Source organism: Pelomonas cellulosilytica (assembly GCF_021353265.1).
GTDB classification, from domain to species: domain Bacteria; phylum Pseudomonadota; class Gammaproteobacteria; order Burkholderiales; family Burkholderiaceae_C; genus Pelomonas; species Pelomonas cellulosilytica.
Map to the genome: position 1 here is coordinate 14,284 of NZ_JAJTWU010000010.1, position 13,186 is coordinate 27,469.

12 protein-coding genes are annotated in these 13,186 nt (G+C 71.4%); 5 read left to right on the forward strand and 7 right to left on the reverse strand.

From position 1 onward, the window contains the following. The first annotated feature begins 170 nt into the window (after positions 1-170). The 3 genes from LXT13_RS22730 to LXT13_RS22740 are packed head-to-tail and all read left to right on the forward strand — an operon-like array spanning position 171 to position 3,303. Entirely contained in the window at positions 171-2,441 is a 2,271-nt protein-coding gene (locus LXT13_RS22730) for a C1 family peptidase (RefSeq protein WP_233374599.1), read from the forward strand. Positions 2,442-2,464: 23 nt separating this feature from the next. Beyond that, a complete protein-coding gene (locus tag LXT13_RS22735; protein ID WP_233374600.1) occupies positions 2,465-2,872 on the forward strand; it encodes a DUF6970 domain-containing protein in 408 nt (135 codons plus the stop codon). Then, a complete protein-coding gene (locus LXT13_RS22740) occupies positions 2,869-3,303 on the forward strand; it encodes a VOC family protein (protein WP_233374601.1) in 435 nt (144 codons plus the stop codon). The genes LXT13_RS22735 and LXT13_RS22740 overlap by 4 nt, the downstream gene beginning before the upstream one ends. A 165-nt stretch (positions 3,304-3,468) precedes the next feature. Here the strand turns inward: LXT13_RS22740 and LXT13_RS22745 are convergent, their stop codons facing one another. The 6 genes from LXT13_RS22745 to LXT13_RS22770 form a co-directional block, all read right to left on the reverse strand. After that, entirely contained in the window at positions 3,469-4,548 is a 1,080-nt protein-coding gene (locus LXT13_RS22745) for a class I SAM-dependent methyltransferase (RefSeq protein WP_233374602.1), read from the reverse strand. After that, positions 4,545-6,620: a putative bifunctional diguanylate cyclase/phosphodiesterase gene (locus LXT13_RS22750; RefSeq protein WP_233374603.1), complete on the reverse strand. Its 2,076-nt coding sequence runs from the start codon at positions 6,618-6,620 to the stop codon at positions 4,545-4,547. Before LXT13_RS22750 ends, LXT13_RS22745 begins: the two co-directional genes overlap by 4 nt. After that, a complete protein-coding gene (locus LXT13_RS22755; protein WP_233374604.1) occupies positions 6,617-7,426 on the reverse strand; it encodes a uracil-DNA glycosylase in 810 nt (269 codons plus the stop codon). Before LXT13_RS22755 ends, LXT13_RS22750 begins: the two co-directional genes overlap by 4 nt. Then, on the reverse strand, positions 7,423-7,905 hold the full coding sequence (gene rimI, locus LXT13_RS22760) for a ribosomal protein S18-alanine N-acetyltransferase (RefSeq protein WP_233374605.1): 483 nt from the start codon (positions 7,903-7,905) through the stop codon (positions 7,423-7,425). The genes LXT13_RS22755 and rimI overlap by 4 nt, the downstream gene beginning before the upstream one ends. After that, on the reverse strand, positions 7,902-8,585 hold the full coding sequence (gene tsaB / locus LXT13_RS22765; RefSeq protein ID WP_233374606.1) for a tRNA (adenosine(37)-N6)-threonylcarbamoyltransferase complex dimerization subunit type 1 TsaB: 684 nt from the start codon (positions 8,583-8,585) through the stop codon (positions 7,902-7,904). The genes rimI and tsaB overlap by 4 nt, the downstream gene beginning before the upstream one ends. Before the next feature lie 80 nt (positions 8,586-8,665). Beyond that, on the reverse strand, positions 8,666-9,175 hold the full coding sequence (locus LXT13_RS22770; RefSeq protein WP_233374607.1) for a TspO/MBR family protein: 510 nt from the start codon (positions 9,173-9,175) through the stop codon (positions 8,666-8,668). A gap of 214 nt (positions 9,176-9,389) precedes the next feature. On the opposite strand from LXT13_RS22770, the gene LXT13_RS28855 reads away from it, so the two are divergent. Beyond that, entirely contained in the window at positions 9,390-10,571 is a 1,182-nt protein-coding gene (locus LXT13_RS28855) for a GGDEF domain-containing protein (RefSeq protein WP_233374608.1), read from the forward strand. A gap of 125 nt (positions 10,572-10,696) precedes the next feature. Then, positions 10,697-11,383 carry a signal peptidase I gene (gene lepB, locus LXT13_RS22780; protein ID WP_233374609.1) on the forward strand — a complete coding sequence of 229 codons (687 nt, stop codon included), beginning with the start codon at positions 10,697-10,699 and terminating at the stop codon, positions 11,381-11,383. 52 nt (positions 11,384-11,435) lie between these two features. Here lepB and LXT13_RS22785 read toward each other — a convergent pair whose 3' ends face one another. Then, entirely contained in the window at positions 11,436-13,034 is a 1,599-nt protein-coding gene (locus tag LXT13_RS22785; protein WP_233374610.1) for a GGDEF domain-containing protein, read from the reverse strand. Positions 13,035-13,186 lie beyond the last annotated feature (152 nt).

Below are 13,186 nucleotides of genomic sequence, written 5' to 3' on the forward strand. Positions count from 1 at the left end.
GGCAGAGGGCTTGGACTCGTTCAATGGCGGCATGGGCCGTCATGCTAGGGCCACCGCCGGCGTTCGGGCCGGCGCGGGGGACATCCTTCAACATGGGGATCCACCTCGCCCGTCTGCTGGACCCCGCCCGCTCCGACGCGCCATCATCCGCCGCTTATTCGGAGACCCCCATGGCCACCCGTCCCAGCAAGCCCGCCCCCGCCAAGGCCCCCAAGGCCGCCAAGACCGTCACCGCCGCGAAAACCGCGAAGAAGACCGCGGCCGCTGCCCTCACCCCCAAGCTCGACGCCCGCCCCGACCGGCTGGACCTGCGCGACCTCGTCTACCGCTCGCCTCTGCGCTCGCTGCCGCCGCGCTGGCCGTCGGACGCCGACCTGAAGAAGCTGCTGCCCGCCTACGTCAAGACCGGTCGCATCCTCAACCAGGGCAACGAGGGCGCCTGCACCGGCTTCGGCCTGGCCTGCGTCACCAACTACCTGTACTGGCTGGGGCACATCGTCACGAAACCGGCGGCCCGCAAACCGCCGGAGCTGGTCAGCCCGCGCATGTTCTACGAGCTTGCCAAGCTCTACGACGAGTGGCCCGGGCAAGACTACGAGGGCTCCTCCTGCCGCGGCGCGCTCAAGGGCTGGCACAAGCATGGCATCTGCTCGTCCTCGCTGTGGCCCTACCCGCTGGACGACCACGGCGCCGGCGTCTTTCAGCGCCCACTGCCTGGCTGGGATGAAGACGCCACGCGCCGGCCGCTGGGCGTGTACTACCGCGTCGACAAGACCAGCGTCGTCGACATGCAGTCCGCCATCTACGAGATCGGCGCCGTCTACGTGTCAGCCGACGTGCACGACGGCTGGGCGGTGGACGCGTCTGGCGTGCCCGACAGCCACGACAAGCTGCCCCGCATCGGCCGCATGACGCACAAGACCGGCGGTCACGCATTCGCGCTCGTGGGATTCAACGAGCGCGGCTTCGTCGTGCAGAACAGCTGGGGCACGACCTGGGGCGCGAGCGGCTTCGCCATCCTGCCGTATGACGACTGGGTCACCCACGGCTCCGATGCCTGGGCCGTGGCCTTGGGCGTGCCGCAGGCCTTGTCCGACCTGACGGGCCGCCAGCAGCCGGCCGGCAAGAGCGCCAAGGCGCCTGCGCGCGCCGCCGCCAGCGGCTTCCGCGTGACGGCCGGCGGCGGGCTGGCCGACCTCGGCGCCACGCCCTGCCTCGATGGCAACCCGCCCGACGACCCCTGGCCGTTCAACCACCAGTTCAACCACGCCGACTACCGCCCGCTAAGCACTGATGCGGCGTACACGCACACCCTCGTTTCCGGCAACGACGGCGAGCTGATGGCCACCGACTTCACGCGGGACCGCCGTGACCGCGAGGGCCTGGCACGGGAGATCGTCGTCGAGCGGCCGCTGGCCTGGTTCAAGGCCCGCAAGGACAAGACCTTCAAGCTGGCCGTCTACGCCCACGGCGGCCTCAATGCCGAGCTGGAATCCATCCAGCGCATCCGCGTGCTGGCGCCCTACTTCCTGGCAAACGGCATCTACCCGCTGTTCTTCACGTGGAAGACCGGCCCCGGCGAGACGCTGATCGACATGGTGGAAGACCTGGCCCACCGCGTCATCGACGGAGATCGCAGCGCCGGCTGGCTGGACCGCCTGCGCGAGGCCGCCGCCGAAGCCAAGGACCGCGCCATCGAGGCCGTCGGCCGGCAGTTCGCGCGCGGCATCTGGAGCGAGATGCGCGAGAACGCCGCCGGCGGCGCTGACAGCGGCCATGTGCTGGCGCTGGCCGCCGCGATGCTGCGCGAGCTGCGTGCTGCGCTGGCAAAGAGCGGCACGGCGCTGGAGATCCACCTTGTCGGCCATTCGGCCGGCTCCATCCTGCTGGGCCATCTGCTGGACTGCCTGGCCGGGGACGATGTGGTACCGGTAGCCAGCTGCGAGCTGCAGGCGCCCGCCTGCTCCAGCCGCTTCGCGGTGGACCACTACGGCCGGGCCGACGCCGCCGGCGTGCTGCCGCTGAAAGCACTGCATATCAATGTGCTGACCGACGGCAACGAGCGCAGCGACGGCCTGCCCACACCCGAACGCGACATCTACGGCAAGTCGCTGCTCTACCTCGTCTCCCGCGCGCTGGACGACATCCGCAAGCAGCCGCTGCTGGGCATGGAGCGGGCGCTCATCCCGCAGAAGGGCCCCTGGGTGGACGACCAGTGGGCCGATGCGGCCCGCAAGGACGTGACGGACTGGCTGAAGCTGTGGCCCGCGGGCGACCTGCTCCAGCGCGTAGCCACCACCAAGGTGCGCACGACGCGCATGGGTGACCAGATCGCTGCCTGCCACGGCAGCTTCGACAACAACATCGAGCTGATGACCGCGCTGATCGAGCGCATCCGCGGTGCCGGGCTCGTCGCGGAGATGGAATGGCTGGACTACTAGGCGCCCGGCGGGCCGTAACGATCATGACCGGCTTGGCCGCGCTTGCGGTGGCGGGATGCGCCAGCCGGACCAACAATGCGGGCGAGCCATCTCGACCGTCCAGCGCCACCGGCGACCCGACCGTGCGCGAGCACATCCGCGCCTGGGAGGCCGGCGCCGCGCGCAACCTGCTGTCCTTCACCGGCCCCGGCCATCGGCCGGTCTATCTGTTGCAGGCTCCATGCTGCGACCAGTTCAACCGGCTGTACGACGCCGAAGGCCGCTACATCTGCGCACCGACCGGTGGCTTTGCCGGCTCCGGCGACGGCAAGTGCCCCGACTGGGTCCACGCGATGCTGTATCGGGGTGCCGTGCGCCTGCCGTCATCGGTCGGCGCGCAAAACCGCTCGGTGACGGTGGTTGTCACGGGCGAAGACAATCCGCGTCCATGAAATATCTGCACACCATGGTCCGCGTCCACGACCTGGACGCCTCGCTGAAGTTCTACCGCGACGCCCTCGGCCTCGTCGAGGTCAAGCGCTCGGAGCACGAGGCCGGCCGCTTCACGCTCGTCTACCTCGCCGCGCCGGGCGACGAGGACGCTCAGGTCGAGCTGACCTACAACTGGCCCGACGCCGACGGCAACGTCGAGGTCTACACCGGCGGCCGCAACTTCGGCCACCTGGCCTATGCCGTGGACGACATCTATGCCGCCTGCCGCAAGCTGATGGACGCCGGCGTCACGATCAACCGCCCGCCCCGCGATGGCCGCATGGCGTTCGTCCGCTCGCCGGACGGCATTTCCATCGAGCTGCTGCAGCACGGCCCCGCGCTGGCCCCGGCCGAGCCGTGGACGTCGATGCCCAACGTCGGCAGCTGGTAGACCTCAGGGGCCGAGCGCCGGGCCGCTCACGAGCCGGCCTGTCTGGCGATGTGCGAGCGAAGCAAGCCCCGCGGGCATCGCCGCCCCCCCGGGGAGCTCGGCGCAAGCCGCAGCGCGGTCCCGGGCCACGTCGCCCGCGTTCAGCGCGGCAAACTGGGCGAGGGGCTACAACTTGTGCGACCGGTCCCCGCGCTCGAAGCCCATCGCGTCGAACGGCGCACTGATCGGCGCGAAGCCGATGACCTTGAACAGCTCGCCCATCTCGTGCTCGGCCAGCAGCCGGTGAGCCATTGCCCGCTCGCCGAGCGACGCGCTGCCCAGCAGCTCGGCGATGCCGCAGTTCAGCAGGAAGTTGGCCTGGCTCGTGTAGCCCAGCACGACGAGCCCGGCTTCCTGCCCGGCCAGCGCGATGCCGGTGAAGTTGACGTGGGCCGTGATGTCCTTGTCGCCCACCGCCACGAGCGGATCGCCGTCGGCCTTGTGGCCCTGGTGGCACATCAGCGTGCCGCCGCGGCGCTGCGGATGGTAGTACTCGGCCTCCGGGAAGCCATAGTCGATGAAGAACGCCGCGCCGCGCTTCAGCCGCCGCGCCAGCGTGGCGACGAAGGCCTCGGCCTGCGGGTGAATCTCGGTCACGGTGTCCGGCACGAAGCCGGTGTCGAGCGGCGGGCGCAGCCGGCTGTCGCGGTCGGCGAAGGCGAAGCCCTCGCCAGAGGCCACCACGCCGCGCTCGCGCCAGCTGGCGCCATCGAAGGCCAGCAGCTGCACGGGCATCGCGTCCAGCACCTCGTTGCCGATGACGACCGCCTCGATCGCCTCGGGCAGCGTGTCCAGCCACTCGACGCGCGCGCCCCAGTGCGCCAGGCGCTCCTGCTGGCGCAACCGCAGCTCGGCCGACAGCTCGACGATGCGGTAGCGCGCCAGGCCGGCACCCAGCGCATCCAGCTCGGCGATGAGTTGCGCCGCCAGCGCGCCGGAGCCGGCACCGAACTCGATGACCTCCGAGCAGCCGCTGGCCTGCATTGCCTGCGCGAGCTGCCGCGCCAGCGCCCGGCCGAACAGAGGTGACATCTCAGGCGCCGTGACGAAGTCCGAGCCCTCGGTCGGCATCGTGCCGAACTTGCGCCGGTCGCCGGCGTAGTAGCCCAGCCCCGGCTCGTACAAGGCCATCGCCATGAAGCGGTCGAACGGCAGCCAGCCGCCGGCGGCCGCGATCTCGTCATGCAGGCGCTGCTGCAGGTTCATCGTGCCCTCACCCAGGTTTCGAACTCGCTGGCCGACATCGGCACGCCCACCAGCTCGCCCTGGAACTGCTGGCAGCCCCAGCTCGCTAACAGCTGCCACTGCGCCACCGTACGCACGCCTTCGGCCGTCACAGTCAGGCCCAGCCCGACGGCCATCTGCACGATAGCCCGCGTGATGGCCTGGGCACCCACGTCGTCAGGCAGGCGCACGACGAAACCCTGGTCGATCTTGAGCTTGTCCAGCGGCAACTCGGTGAGGTGGGCCAGCGACGTGTAGCCGGTGCCGAAGTCGTCGACCGACACCGTCAGGCCCAGTTGTCGCAGCTGCGCCAGCGTGGCCGGTGCATGCGTGATGTCGTCGATGAGCATGCGCTCGGTCAGCTCCAGCTCCAGCCACTGCCCCTTGGCGCCGGAGTCGGCCAGCACGCGCTTGACGGTGTCGGCGAAGCCTTCGAGGTTGAACTGCATGCGCGACAGGTTCACGGCGATGCGCATCGCGCCATGCCCCTGGGTGAGACCTTGCTCGCGCCAGCGCCGCGCGGTGGCCGCGGCCTCGCGCAGCACCCACTCGCCAAGCGGCAGCATCAGCCGGTGGCGCTCGGCGACGAAGATGAAGGCGTCCGGCGACAGCAGACCGCGCTTCGGGTGGCGCCAGCGCAGCAGCGCTTCGGCGCCGGACAACTGGCCGGTCGTCGCCTCCACCTGCGGCTGGAAGAACAGCTCGAACTCGTTGCGCGTCAGCCCCTGGGCCAGCTCGTCCTCCAGCACGATGTCAGCGTAGGCCGTCTCGGCCAGCGACGACTCGAAGAACTGGTAGGTCGCCCGGCCCTTGGCCTTGGCGCGGTACATGGCCGTGTCGGCATGCTGGATGAGCTCGTCGGCCAGCCGGCCGTCGTCCGGGAACACGGCCACGCCGATGGACGGCGTGACGGACAGCGCCCGGCCATCGGCCTTGACCGGCACCTCGACGACCTGCAGCAAGGCCTCCAGCACGACGACGACATCGGCACGCGCGGTCACGTCGGTCAACAGCACGACGAACTCGTCGCCGCCGAAACGACCGACGAGGTCGCTGCCCCGCAGCGCGCCGACCAATCGCTCCGACACAGTCGTCAATACCTGATCGCCTTCCATATGACCCAGCGAATCGTTGACGCGCTTGAAGTTGTCCAGGTCGATGAACAGCAGCGCCAGCATGTCGTTGTTGCGCTCTGCCAGCTTCAGCATCGCCGCCATGCGCTCCATGAACGCGCTGCGGTTGAGCAGGCCGGTCAGGCCGTCGTGGTGGGCCAGGTGCTGGATGCGCGCCTCGCTGGCGAGCCGGTCTCGGATGTCGCGCACGACGGCCATGCGCAGCCGCTCGCCGTCGCGCTCCAGCGTGCGGATGATGAGTTCCACCGGGATGCGTGTGCCGTCACGGTGCAGGATGGCGGTCTCGTAGCGCAGCTCTCGGCTGGCGCGCATGACCTCCTGCACATTGGCCAGATGGTCCTCTGCGACGAAGCTCAGCACATGCCGGCCGATCAGCTCGTCGGCCGACCAGCCGGTCATCGCACACAGCGACTGGTTCACGTCGGTCATGGTGCCGTCTCGGTGGAAGAGGATGCCTTCCACGGTCGCCTGCATGAACTTCTCTAGCCGGCCCTCGGACTCGCGCAGCCGCTGCTCGGCGCGGCGATGGCGGCTGATGTCGTAGACCAGCACCCAGCTGCCCAGCAGCTCGCCGTCCGCGTCGAACTGCGGTATCAGGTGGATTTCGAGATAGGCGACATCGCCGCCGGGGCGGGGCAGCTCGCGCTCGTAGACAACCGACTGCAGCTCGCGCACCAGCCGCTCGACGTGCGGCCGCACATGCTCATAGCCCTCGGGCCCGACGATCTCGCTGAAGTGCAGGCCGACGATGGACTCTTGCGTCAGCCCGAAAGCCTCGGCGTAGCCGCGATTGGCGAACTGGCAGCGGTGGTCCGCCGCTCCGTACAGCGCGATCCATGCCGGCACATGGTCGGCCAGCATGCGAAAGCGCGCGGCGTCCAGCGCCTGGCGCTTCAGATCGACCGGCAGGGTGGAGCTCACGTCGACCGCCCCCGCGCAGGCGCCTTGGCAGCCTGCAGGGCCAGCCGCAGGTCGTCCCAGGCGCCGGCCTTGTCGGCCGGCGTGCGCAGCAGGTAGGCCGGCGGATACGACACGACGACCGGCAACCCGCGCCAGGCATGCACGCGTCCCCGCAGCCGGCCCAGCGGCTCGGTCAGGCCGGTCAGGCGGCGCGCCGCCTGCACGCCCAGCGCCAGCACGAGGCGCGGCTGCAGCAGCTCGACCTGCCGGGCCAGCACTGCCTCGCAGGCGTCCAGCTCGGCCGGCTGCGGCGCCCGGCCGCGCGGCGGCCGGCACTTGACGACCGGCGTCACGAAGGCAGTGGGCGCGTCGCCCGTGCGCGTCAGCCCTGCGGCCAGCAGCATGCGGTCCAGCAGCCGGCCAGCATCGGCGCTCATCGCATCGCCGGCGGCGTCGTCCGCCTCGTCCGGCGGATCGGTGACGACGAGCCACTGCGCCCGCATCGCCGCGCCATTGCCGAAGACGGCGTTGCGGCGCTGCTGGCACAGGCCGCAGCTGCGACAGGCGGCCACGGCCTCGCGCAGCGTCGACCAGTCCAGGCCGGCAAAGGCGGCGGCGATGGCCGGTGCCGGCGCCGCGATGGAAGCCGTCGTGGGAGCGGCGGCCCGCACGGCCGGAGCCGCGGCCGGTGCGGCCATGGCAACCGGCGCGGCGGCGGCCGGCGGCGGCTCGTCAGGCACCTCCACCGCCGGTGCAGCGGCCGGCCAGGCAGGCAGGCGGTACCCCATCTCCGCGAGCATCGCCCGCTGTCGTTCGTCCCAGCTCATGCAGGCACCGGCAGGCTCATCAGGATGGCATCCTCCCGCGGGCCCTCCGGCACGGGGTAATAGGCGCGGCGCCGGCCGACCTCCGTCAGGCCGTAGCGGCGGTAGACCTCACGCGCCCGCGCATTGCTGACGCGCACCTCCAGCCACAGCTGCGCCAGCCCCTGGCGGCGGCATTGGGCCACCAGCCGGTCCAGCATCGCCACCGCCAAGCCAAGCCCCTGCCAGGCCGGCGAGACGGTGATGTTGAGCAGGTGCATCTCGTCCACGCCCGGCATGGCCACCCAGTAGCCCAGCAGTTCGGCGCGCGCGCCACGCAACACTTCGGCCGGGTAGCCGGCGGCCAGCGAATCAACGAAGTTGCCATGCGTCCACGGCACCGGGTAGGCCTGGCGCTCGATGGCGATGACCTCGGTCAGGTCGGGTATCCGCATGGCCGCGGCCTCGAAAGGCGGGCGGCTGCGCTCCAGCAGCGCGCTCATGCCCGCCGCTCGCGTTCCGCGGTGGTCAGGGCGACCTTGTCGCGCACGTAGACCGGCAAGGCCTCGGCGGCGTCCCGCCGGTCGCCGCGCTGCCAGGCGGCCAACGCGAGACGGCCCAACGCCCCGGCGCGCGAGGCGGCCTGCGGCCAGGCGCGGGGCAGCGGCCCCAGGGCCGCGGCGTACTCGCTGAGCGCCGTGCCCGCGACGGCGGCGGGCTCGTCCCAGTGGGCCACCAGCGCGTCCGGGGCGTACAGGGCCGGCGCTTCGACGACCTGCCAGCCGTCGTCGGCCCAGCGGTAGCGGCCCGCATAGATCTCGCCGATGCGCGCGTCCATCGCAACCCAGACGTCGTCTCCGGCCCCCTGGCCGCGCGCGTCCTCGGCCACCAGCATGAGGCTGTCGACCGCCAGCACCGGCCGGTCGAGCCCGAAGGCCAGCCCTTGGGCGACGGCACAGGCGGTGCGCAGGCCCGTGAACGCGCCGGGCCCCTGGCCGAAGGCGATGGCATCCAGGTCGGCCATGGCCACGCCGGCGTTGGCGAGCATCGCGCGCACTTCGGGCAGCATGCGGGCGGACGCCTGCGCGCCCCCCGCCGCCTCGAACACCTGGGTCTGCCCGGGCGTCACGAGGGCCAGGGCCATCGTGTCGGTCGCGCTGTCGAGGGCAAGCAGAACGGGCATCGAGGGAGTTTACCGTCGGGGTCCCTGGGCCACGCCCGTAAACCGACGGAGAAACGGCGTCGAAACCGGGGGCGCGTCGCTCAGAGCAGCGCCGGATTGCGCTGCCAGACGGCCCAGGTCAGCACCGACGCAAAGCTCACCCACGCCAGGTACGGCAGCAACAACAGGCCGGCCGCGCGCCGCAGACGCCAGAATGCGCCGACCGTGGCGGCGACGAGCCCCAGCAACAGCAGGACCTCGGCGAACGCGAAGGCGCCCAGCCGCCAGCCGAAGAACAGCCACGACCACAGTGCGTTGGCCGCCAGCTGCACGAGGAACAGCCCGAGCGCCCCGTCCACCCGCTGCGACGGCCGCTCCCGCCACACCAGCCAGGCGGCCACGGCCATTAGCGTGTAGAGGACGGACCACACCGGGCCGAACACGGCGGCCGGCGGCGCCCAGGCCGGCTTGGCCAGCTCTGCATAGAAGGCCGGCGCATCCAGCGAGGCGATGCTGCCCACCGCCGCGGCGACGAAGCAGATGGCCAGCCAGGCGACGAGCCCCAGCACGCGGGAAGGGGTGGAACTGCGGGATGACAGTGCATGCGACATGGCAATGAACCTCCGGACGTCTGGCAGCCCCAGGATAGACGCACGCCGCCACGGCCGGCGAGGCCCAGGCCCGAATCGGCCGTAGGAGACCGCCTCCCCCCGGAGGCGGCGGGATGGCCGTCACGCCGTTTGTCGACGCCACACGGGTCGCCCCCCTGGGAGCGCCCCGAGGGATGGGCCACACTCGACGGCTACCGTTCCACCGCCCCCCGTCGTGCCAGAGCAACCCCTGCTGATCGCACTCGTCTCGGTGCAATTCTTCGTCCACGCTCTGGGCTGGGCGATGACGGCACGGATGTCGCGCGGCTGGTGCGGCGTGGAGGGTCATTTCGCGCTGTGCTGGTGCCTGCTGGCCGCCGGGCTCGCGCTATTCGTGCCGCCCTGGCCCAGCGGCAGCGCGCCCCGCAACTTGGCGGACCTGATCATCGTCACCGCGTCCGTGGTGGAAAACCGCGGCCTTGCATTGCACTGGGGGCGGCGGCCGCGGCCGCACGCGTACGCCGCGGGGCTGGCGATCGTGGCAGCCTGCGTGGCAGGCAGCTTCCTGATCGACAACGGCCACGGCCTGCGCGTGGCGGTGGTCTGCTTCGGCTGTGCGGCATGCATGGCCGCCAACGCACGGCTGCTGTGGCGCTGGGGGCGCGCCGTCACCCCCGTTTTCGCCGCGGCGGCGGCGGTCGGCTATGGCGTGCTGGGCGCCGTGCTGTGTGCCCGCGGCGTGCAGGCACTGATGCTGGGCGCCAGCACCCGGATCTCCATCGACGCACCGGGCAACGCCAGCATCCCGCTGGCCATCGCCGTGCTGTTCATCGGCGGCCTCATCAACGTCATCCACATCCGGCTGGTGCTGGGCCGCGTGCTGCACCGGCTGGGCCTGCAGGCGCGCACGGACGAGCTGACCAGCGTGCTCAACCGCCGCGGCCTGCTGCAGCAGCTGGAGGCCGCGCACGCCGACGCCTGCCAGGGCAAGGCCGGCTATGCGCTGCTGATGGTGGACGTGGATCATTTCAAGGCCATCAACGACCGCCATGGCCACGCCCGCGGCGACGAGGTGCTGAAGGCTGTGGCGGCCAGCCTGCGGGCGGCGATGCGCAACGACGACCTCGTAGGCCGCTGGGGCGGCGAGGAATTCTGCGCGCTGTTGCCGCGCACGCGGCTGCACGACGCCGAGCCGCTGGCACAACGCGTGGCCGCGCGCGTGGCGGCCTGCGGCGCCGGCGTGGACGTGACAGTCAGCATCGGCGTGGCGGAGTACGGGCCGACCGACCGCGATCTGCAGGCTGTCATCCGCCGTGCCGACGACGCGCTCTACCAGGCCAAGGCCGCGGGCCGCAACCGCGTCGTCAGCGCAGGCAGCGATGCCCCTGTGCCGGCGCACCCGACCCCTCCGGCCTGAGCGCATCGCCGGCGGCGGGCCGCCCCGCCGCCATTCATGCACGCCAGCCGCCGTTCATGCGGCCCACCGGGCTCTTCGCGCACGCCGGGCGCAAGCGACGCGGCGCAGCGCCGACGATGGCCGCCATGAACCTCCGACGCCTGCTCCGTGACAACCGCGGTTTCCTGCTCTTCCTCCTAGGCCTGGGCGTGCTCCGCACCGCCGTGGCGGACTGGAACCCGATCCCCTCGGCCTCGATGCGACCCACGCTGCTGGAAGGCGACGTGGTGCTCGTCAACCGCCTGGCCTACGACCTGAAGCTGCCGCTGACCGACGTGGTGCTGCTGCCGCTCGGCGAGCCGCGGCGCGGCGACGTGGTCACACTGAACTCGCCGGCCGGCGGCACGCGGCTGATCAAGCGCATCGTCGGCCTGCCGGGCGACCGGGTGGCCCTGCGGGATGACGTGCTCATCCTCAACGGCCAGCCACTGACCTACACGACGCCGCAAAGCCACGGCGAGACACTGACGCCGGGCTGGGTGGTCGACGCGGTGCGCACGACCGAGCAGCTCCCGGACCGCCCGCACGCCGTGCAGATCCTGCCGGCAATCCGGGCGCGGCGCGACTTCGCCGAGATCACCGTGCCCGCGGGGCAGTACTTCCTGCTCGGCGACAACCGCGACAACAGCGAGGATTCCCGCTACATCGGCACGGTGCCCCGCGAGAAGCTCATCGGCCGCGCCCACCATGTGCTCGTGTCGGCCGACTGGCTGGGCGAGGATGGTTGGCGGCTGGCGCCGCGCTTCGACCGCTGGGTGACGGCGATCCGCTGAGGCGCCCGGCCGGGTCCGTCAGCCGTCGCGGCGCACATGCCGCCTCGCGCGGTCAGGCTCGCGTGCGCCGCTTGTCCACGTACATCTGATTGTCGCTGCGCTGCAGCAGCACCTGCATCGATTCGCCCGCGCGCGCCTGCTCCAGGCCCACGCTGATGCTGACGGCCAAGCCCGGTGCGATGCCATCCCAGCCGTAGCCCTGGACCGCCGCCTTCATGCGGGTGCAGATCTGCTGCGCATCTGCCAGCGTCGCCTGGCCGAACAGCACGACGAACTCGTCGCCCGCAAGCCGCGCAACGAAGTCGCCGGCCCGCACGGAGCCGGACAGCACGTCGGCCACGACCTTCAGCACCCGGTCGCCGACATGGTGCGAGAAGTTGTCGTTGATGTGCTTGAAACGGTCCACGTCGATCAGCGCCACGCAGGTCTGGTCGGCCGCACCGGCCCCGGGCTTGCGCGAGGACAGACGCCGGTCGAGCGCACGCCGGTTCGGTATGCCCGTCAGGCTGTCTTCCAGCGACAGCCGCTCCAGCATGCGCGAACGCGACTCCAGCCGCACGATGTGCTCGGCCGACGCCCGCGCCTGCAGCTGGCGCTCGGCCGCGCGCTCGCGGCTGGCCAGCGCCTCGACGCGAATGGCCTGCTCGCGCTGCATCAGGCGACGCAATTCGTCGGCCTCCGCCCTGCTGTCGCCGCGGCAGCGCTCCATCGTCGCGACGATGATGTGGCCCAGGCCGGCCAGCGCTTCGTGCTCCGCCTGCGCCGCCGCAGCGATCATTTCGCGTCCCAGCGCGGCGGCCAGCGTAAAGTCCTGGCAGGCCCAGGCCACCTCGGCCTCGAACCAGCGGCGCATCGCCGTGAGCCATGTCGTCCGGCCGTAGCGGGCTTCCCAGCCGTCGCACCACATCAGTTCGGCCGAGGCGGTGTCCATGTCGCCCTGCCAGGCGGCGGCCAGACCATTGAAGACGTGGACCAGCGTGCGTGCCGCGACCGTCATGCCGGGCATCAGCGTGTCGTCGCCATGGCGGCCGCTGATGTCGTCGCAGTCCAGCAGGCGGGAGCGCAGCTTCTCGACAGACGGCGCCAGCGTCGTGTCGAAGCGCAACGCGGCAAAGCGGCTGGCCTCCAGGAACGCCAGGTTGAGCAGCGGTTGCAGCGGCCCAGCGGCGCCGTCGCAGGCATAGACCAGGTCCGCCGAGTGCTCGAACGCCGCCTCGGCACGGGCGAAGTCCTGACACCAGAAGAAGGCCACGCCCAAGTAGTTGTGCGCCAGCGGCTGCAGATGCTCCAGCGCCAACCCCTCGGACAGCGAGACCGCCAGCAGGGCGCTCTCGACCGCCTCGTCCACGTGGCCCAGGCAGGCGGCGGCACTGGACAGCGTCGCCAGCGACATCACCTCGGCGCCGCGATCCTGCGACTCGCGCAACAGGTGGGCGGCGCGCTGGGCGTTGTGGTGCGCGCGGCGCAGGCGGGACAGCTGCAGGTCGCAATGGGCCAGGCAGGCCAGCGCCCGCCCCTCGTAGAGGCGGTCACGGCGCTCCTGCGCGAGCTTCAGCACCTGCCGGGCCAGGAAGGTGGCCTGCTCCACGTCGCCCTGCTCCAGCGCCTCTTGGGCACGCAGGAGCACCAGGTCGTCGGAGGTCTCGGTCATCACGGCTGCCCTTGTCACTACAGGCCGCGCCCACAGGGGCGCTGAAAGCCGCACTGTAAGCCGGCCCCGGCGTCGGTGTCAGCCCGATGACCCTGGCTGGCGTGGAAAGCGCCACTGCCGATGGCCATCCCGGCCCGACTCAGGGCTGATAC

Coding starts and splice junctions, on each gene's coding strand:
- LXT13_RS22730 (WP_233374599.1), top strand. CDS start 171: ATGGCCACCCGTCCCAGCAAGCCCGCCCCCGCCAAGGCCCCCAAGGCC.
- LXT13_RS22735 (WP_233374600.1), top strand. CDS start 2,465: ATGACCGGCTTGGCCGCGCTTGCGGTGGCGGGATGCGCCAGCCGGACC.
- LXT13_RS22740 (WP_233374601.1), top strand. CDS start 2,869: ATGAAATATCTGCACACCATGGTCCGCGTCCACGACCTGGACGCCTCG.
- LXT13_RS22745 (WP_233374602.1), bottom strand. CDS start 4,548: ATGAACCTGCAGCAGCGCCTGCATGACGAGATCGCGGCCGCCGGCGGC.
- LXT13_RS22755 (WP_233374604.1), bottom strand. CDS start 7,426: ATGAGCTGGGACGAACGACAGCGGGCGATGCTCGCGGAGATGGGGTAC.
- rimI (WP_233374605.1), bottom strand. CDS start 7,905: ATGAGCGCGCTGCTGGAGCGCAGCCGCCCGCCTTTCGAGGCCGCGGCC.
- tsaB (WP_233374606.1), bottom strand. CDS start 8,585: ATGCCCGTTCTGCTTGCCCTCGACAGCGCGACCGACACGATGGCCCTG.
- LXT13_RS22770 (WP_233374607.1), bottom strand. CDS start 9,175: ATGTCGCATGCACTGTCATCCCGCAGTTCCACCCCTTCCCGCGTGCTG.
- lepB (WP_233374609.1), top strand. CDS start 10,697: ATGAACCTCCGACGCCTGCTCCGTGACAACCGCGGTTTCCTGCTCTTC.
- LXT13_RS22785 (WP_233374610.1), bottom strand. CDS start 13,034: ATGACCGAGACCTCCGACGACCTGGTGCTCCTGCGTGCCCAAGAGGCG.